6 protein-coding genes are annotated in these 5,494 nt (G+C 64.5%); 2 read left to right on the forward strand and 4 right to left on the reverse strand.

The annotated features are described in order from the left end of the window. Nucleotides 1-1,478 (forward strand): DNA mismatch repair protein MutS (mutS, locus tag EOA28_RS23490; protein WP_128315326.1); only part of this gene is annotated, 1,478 nt, incomplete at its 5' end. Here the strand turns inward: mutS and EOA28_RS23495 are convergent. Then, complete coding sequence (locus EOA28_RS23495; protein ID WP_189342149.1) at nt 1,479-2,126, reverse strand: isoprenylcysteine carboxylmethyltransferase family protein; 648 nt, start codon at nt 2,124-2,126, stop codon at nt 1,479-1,481. Between the two features lie 13 nt (nt 2,127-2,139). Next, nucleotides 2,140-2,940 (reverse strand): DUF3313 domain-containing protein, encoded by an 801-nt coding sequence (locus EOA28_RS23500; RefSeq protein WP_245463472.1) that lies wholly within the window; start codon nt 2,938-2,940, stop codon nt 2,140-2,142. Between the two features lie 280 nt (nt 2,941-3,220). Here EOA28_RS23500 and EOA28_RS23505 point away from each other — a divergent pair, with 280 nt between their 5' ends. Continuing rightward, nucleotides 3,221-3,811 (forward strand): TetR/AcrR family transcriptional regulator, encoded by a 591-nt coding sequence (locus EOA28_RS23505; RefSeq protein WP_127249405.1) that lies wholly within the window; start codon nt 3,221-3,223, stop codon nt 3,809-3,811. Between the two features lie 105 nt (nt 3,812-3,916). On the opposite strand, the gene EOA28_RS23510 is transcribed toward EOA28_RS23505, so the two are convergent. After that, the gene (locus EOA28_RS23510; RefSeq protein ID WP_127249404.1) at nt 3,917-4,726 is read right to left on the reverse strand and encodes an MBL fold metallo-hydrolase; all 810 of its coding nucleotides are present in this window, start codon (nt 4,724-4,726) and stop codon (nt 3,917-3,919) included. 43 nt (nt 4,727-4,769) lie between these two features. Further along, on the reverse strand, nt 4,770-5,494 hold a 725-nt coding region (locus tag EOA28_RS23515; RefSeq protein ID WP_148670818.1), incomplete at its 5' end, for an aldo/keto reductase.

Raw genomic sequence — 5,494 nt, forward strand, 5'->3', positions numbered from 1 at the left:
CCGCCGAGCTCGCCGCAGCGCTGGCCGCGATCAAGGCCCTGCCCGAGGCGCTTGCCCGCCACCTCAGCGAAGCGCTCGACGACGAGCTGCCGCTGATCAGGCGCGACGGCGGCTTCGTGCGTACAGGCTATCACGCCGAGCTCGACGAGATGCGGGCGCTGCGCGACGAATCGCGAAAAGTGATCGCCGGGCTGGAGCGCTCGCTCATCGAGGAAACCGGCATCCGCTCGCTGAAGATCCGGCACAACAATGTGCTCGGCTATTACATCGAGGTGACGGCCAGCCACCACTCGATCATGACCGGCAGCGACGCCGCCAAGGCACGCTTCATCCACCGCCAGACCATGGCCAACGCCATGCGCTTCACCACGACGGAACTGGCGGAGCTGGAATCAAAGATCGCCAACGCCGCCGACCGGGCGCTGAGCATCGAGCTCGCCGCCTTCGACCGGCTGACAGCGGAAGTGGTGGCTGAAGCGGACAGCATCCGCGCCGGCGCCGAGGCGCTTGCCGCTCTGGACGTGTCGGCGGCGTTGGCGCTTCTTTCGGAAAGCGAGGGCTGGTGCCGGCCGGTAGTCGATGCCGGCCTCGCTTTCGAAATTGTCGGCGGGCGCCACCCGGTGGTCGAGCAGGCGCTCAGGCGTTCCGGCGAAGGGCCGTTCGTCGCCAATGATTGCGACCTCTCGCCCGAAAGCGGCGCCAGGGCCGGCGCCATCTGGCTGCTCACCGGCCCCAATATGGGCGGTAAATCGACATTCCTCAGGCAAAACGCACTGATCGCCATTCTGGCCCAGACCGGCTCCTTCGTGCCGGCGCAAAGCGCCCATATCGGCGTCGTCGACCGCCTGTTCTCACGCGTCGGCGCCTCGGACGACCTGGCGCGCGGCCGCTCGACCTTCATGGTCGAGATGGTCGAGACGGCGGCGATCCTCAACCAGGCGGGCGAGCGGGCGCTGGTGATCCTGGACGAGATCGGCCGCGGCACAGCCACCTTCGATGGGTTGTCGATCGCCTGGGCGGCAGTCGAATACCTGCACGAAAAGAACCGCTGCCGGGCGATTTTCGCCACGCATTTCCACGAGATGACGGCGCTGGCGGGCAAGCTCCCCCGGCTCCACAACGTCACCATGCGGGTCAAGGAATGGGAAGGCGACGTCGTCTTCCTGCACGAGGTCGGCAAGGGCGCGGCCGATCGCTCCTACGGCGTGCAGGTGGCGCGGCTGGCCGGCCTTCCGGAAGCGGTCGTCGCCCGCGCCAAGGAAGTCCTGCATCAGCTGGAAGAGGGCGAGGTTTCGGGCAAGACCAACCGGCTGGTCGACGATTTGCCGCTGTTTTCGGTGGCGGTGAAACGCGAAGCGCCGAAGCCGGTCAAGAGCGATGCGCTGGGCGAAGCGCTGGGCGCAATCAATCCCGACGAGATGACGCCGCGCGAGGCGCTGGAGGCGCTCTACCGGCTGAAGGGGCTGGCGAGCCGGTAATCAAAATAATCGGAACATCGGCGTCACCAGCCCTGCCGACTGGAGCCAGCCGAACAATTCGACCGCGAGTATCGCCGCAAGGAAGTAGGAGCCGTCGATGGCGGTCCGCTTCAGCGCCACCGAGTCGAACGTGACGAGAGACGAGCCCAGGACGTCGACGGCATCGCGCCGCAGACGGGGAAAGAAGGCCGGCACGCTTCGACGATAGCGCCGATAGGCCTCGCCAAACATGGCATCCAGCGCGACCACTTCGCGCGTCGCGACATAGGAAAAGACCAGGCAGGTGAAGACAAAGAGAAACGCCGAAAGGATCAGCGACCCGAATGTCAGCCCGACGCCTGCCAACCCAAGGGCCGAGAAGAAATAGAGCGGGTTGCGCGTATAGGCATAGGGGCCGGTCGTGACGAGCTCGCGGTTCTTGCGTCCGCCAACATACAGGGACGCCCAGCAGCGGCCGCCGATGCAGATGAGGATCAGCACGGTACCTGCAAATTCCAGCATTTCGCGAAAGGTACTGCCTTGCGGCCAGCCACTTTCCGCAAGCAGGGCCGGCGCCAGGGCAACGGGAGCAACCAGCCAAAGGAAACGGATCCTTCTGCCCTGTTGAAAAACCGTCGCGGAAAGCGGCATCGGTGACTTCTTCTGCATTTGCGTCATCGCCTCAATCATTGCGCACCGCGGCTCCCTTGTCGGTCCAGGCCGGCGGCAGCCCCATCCGATCGCCGACGAAGCCGACCAGTCCAGGCGGTTTGCCGAATGTCTTGCAGGCAGGGTATTTCGGCTCCCTGCCGACCATGGCGCGCATCTCCGCCCTGGTTGGCAGCGACGGCAGCGTGCCGAAGGGCGTCTTGCCGGTGACCAGGAGCTTGCTGAAATCGTGGCCGAACTTCGCCGCCAGCTCGTAGGCGTCGCCCTCGCGGGCGACCCGGCCTGAATCCAGCAGCGCGTTCGCGCCGCGTCCCCAGATCATGGCCGCCGCCTGCTTGCCGTTGACGCCAACCGCTTCGGCTTCAAGCGACAGGCTGCCCAATCCGATCGGCAGGCGCGGAACCGGAATGTGCATTTCGGGAAGCGCGACGGAAACCGCCGTGGACGCAACTTTCGAAACGCCGACCGCCAGCGCATTCGTCGGCGTCGCATGCGTTACCATGGAGTGGACCGTCAGGTCGGCCGGCTCGGTCAGGGCGACCACTTGAAAGCGCTGGCTGAGGCCCGAGCAGAGGGTCCTGTCGACGGCATTCGTGATCAGGCCGCGCTGCGCCGGCGTCAATGTCGATTTTCCGGCGGCGGGCGGTGAAAAGCCTGTCGGAATGATCCGAACGGTTCTTGCCGCGAGCACGTCGTCCTTGCTCACCCGCATCAGCGAGCGGGCCAACCAACCGTCCGACGGTTTCAGCTCGTCATAGGATTGCAGCGAGCCTACCTGATCCAGCGGCGCGGACGCGCAGCCGACCGCGAGCATGCTCAAGACCAGCACAAACGGCCATATTATGCGGTGGTCGGCGCGGCATACCTGCCGATCGGCCAGGCCGCGACCGATGTGAGCCTCGCGACGTGAACGCAAGCAAGCTGCCATGGATGCCTCTGCATGGATGGGCCCGGCGGGGCGTGTTGGGGAGCGTCAATAATTGCACTCAGTGCAATAAATTGATGGCGCCATTATGGCGAGGTGCAATGACGGGACTTGAACATGCGCCAAATTTCCTGTCGCATCCGGCGAGCGGTCATGGCAGGAGCGCTCCATGAACGATGCGCCAAAACCAGAAGGCCTGCGCGAGCGGAAGCGACGGGAAACATCCCGCCGCATCGCCGACGCCGGCCTGAAGGCTTTCCTGGCCAATGGCTATGACGCGACCACGCTTGACGAGATAGCTGCCGCCGCCGGCATCTCGCGCCGGACGTTCTTCCACTATTTCAAAAGCAAGGACGAGGTGCTGTTTGCATCCCTGGGCAACCACGCGAGCGTGGTCAAAGCATCGATCCTTGCGGAGCCACCCACGGGAACGGCGATCGACATCGCCCGCGATGCATTGCTCAATATCATCGGCAGCTTCCAGGGGTCGCAAATGATGGCGACGGCCAAGATCATGCGGGAGAGCAAGACGCTGCGCTCGCGCAGGCACACGGGCTACCTGCAGCTTGAGCAAGCCATTTTCGAAGGGTTGTGCGAGTTGCGGCCGGACCAGGCCCGCGACAGTCTGCGACTGGTCGCCTTGGTGACGGTCGTCGCGTTGCGCCTAGCGGTGGAGACATGGCAGCAGCAACACGCCAGGCATCCGCTGGAAGGATATGTCCGGGATGCCTTTGAAAGGCTGAAAACCGAGATTCGATAGTCCAGCCGCTCGAGGGAACCGCAAAAGACCACAAGCGGTGTTGACTCATTGTACCGATCGGCGATTGCGGATGCGGCTTGAGCAAGTGGCCAGGATGTAGCGTTCCTACAGAGGTTCGAAGCGAAAGCCTGTTTCGCCTCGCGAAATCCGGCCGACGCCCGGCGAATCGAGATGCGCTCCGGCGACGCACCAGGCGTTGTCGGCGGCAAGCGCCAAAATGCGCAGCCGGGTCTCGCGCGCCTGGTCCTGGTCGGCGTCGAATTCCCACGCTACCTCCGGCCGGTCGAACTGAAGCGACGGCACATGCACGATGTCGCCCCAGACCAGCAACGTCTCGCCGCCGCTCGTGACACGAAAGCCGGTATGGCCGATTTCATGGCCGGGAGCGGCGACGGCCTCGATATTCGCGCTCAGCTGCTGTCCAGGGTCCAAAGGTTCCGCTCGGTCATGGAAGCGGCTCAACCTCGCTACCGACCGGAACATGTCGAGCTCGGCTCGAGGGACAAGCAGGCGGGAGAGCTGCGGGAAACCGTCGCGACCATCGGCACGGATAAGCCCGTGAATATGGTCGAGATGCGTGTGGGTGAAGGCAACCGTGCGTATCCGATCGACGGCGATCCTCGCCTCGCTCAGCGCCTGCGGCAGGAGCCCCATTGTCGGGTGCCAGGCGTTCGAGGAACCCGTGTCGATCAGCGTGATTTCATGGCCGTCGTCAATGGCAAAGGCATTGACCGACAATCTGAGCGCGCCGTCGAAGAGCGGCACCTGCGGGGGGAGATCGTCGCCGAAGGACTCGCCTCCCGGCTTATGCAGCCGCCGGACCGGCATGTCGACATAACCGTCGCGCAGCGAGGTGACGGTCAAGTCGCCGATTTTATAGGCCGTGTGATGCGGTCCGGCGGAAATTCGTTCCAATGCCTGCTCCCGGTTCAGTCGCAAATCCGGATCGAAGTTGTGGCTAGATCATCTCCAGGCCGCGCTTGCGCGTCGGCGGCGGGAAGACGCGGTCGAGTTCAGCGAAATCCTCAGGCGTCAGCTTGATGTCTAGCGCGGCGGCATTGTGGCGGACATGCTCCTGCCGGCCTGCCTTTGGAATGGCGATGACGCCCGGCTGCGCCATCACCCAGGCGAGCGCGATCTGGGCGGCGGCGGCGTTGTGGCGCGAGGCTACGGCTTCGAGCCGAGCATTCCGAGCGAGCGCACCCTGCTCCACCGGCGAATAGGCCATCAGCGGGATGCCGCGCTTCAGGCTCCAAGGTGCCAAGTCGAATTCCGGCCCGCGCCGCGAGAGATTGTAGAGGATCTGATTGGTCTGGACGTTGCTGCCCGAGCGCAGACCGACCAGTTCCTCCATCTCGTCGGTGTCGAAATTGCTGACGCCCCAGTGGCGGATCTTGCCTTCCCTCTTCAAGGTTTCGAAGGCCTCGACGGTTTCGGATAGCGGCACGCTGCCCGGCCAATGCAGCAGATAGAGATCGATCCGGTCGGTGGAAAGCCGCTTCAGGCTGTTCTCGCAGGCTCGCTTCACGCCGGCGCGCGACGCATTGGTCGGCAGCACCTTGGAAACCAGAAAAGTCTCGTCGCGGCGCCCGGCGATGGCCTCCGCCACCACTTCCTCGGCGCCGCCGCTGGCATACATTTCAGCGGTATCGATCAGTATGATACCGAGGTCCAGCCCGAGTT

The organism is Mesorhizobium sp. M2A.F.Ca.ET.067.02.1.1 (assembly GCF_004023285.1).
In the GTDB taxonomy this organism is placed as follows: Bacteria; Pseudomonadota; Alphaproteobacteria; order Rhizobiales; family Rhizobiaceae; genus Mesorhizobium.

Excerpts from the sequence above, each read along its gene's own strand:
- EOA28_RS23495 (WP_189342149.1), bottom strand. The coding sequence starts at position 2,126 with ATGCAGAAGAAGTCACCGATGCCGCTTTCCGCGACGGTTTTTCAACAG.
- EOA28_RS23500 (WP_245463472.1), bottom strand. The coding sequence starts at position 2,940 with ATGCTCGCGGTCGGCTGCGCGTCCGCGCCGCTGGATCAGGTAGGCTCG.
- EOA28_RS23505 (WP_127249405.1), top strand. The coding sequence starts at position 3,221 with ATGAACGATGCGCCAAAACCAGAAGGCCTGCGCGAGCGGAAGCGACGG.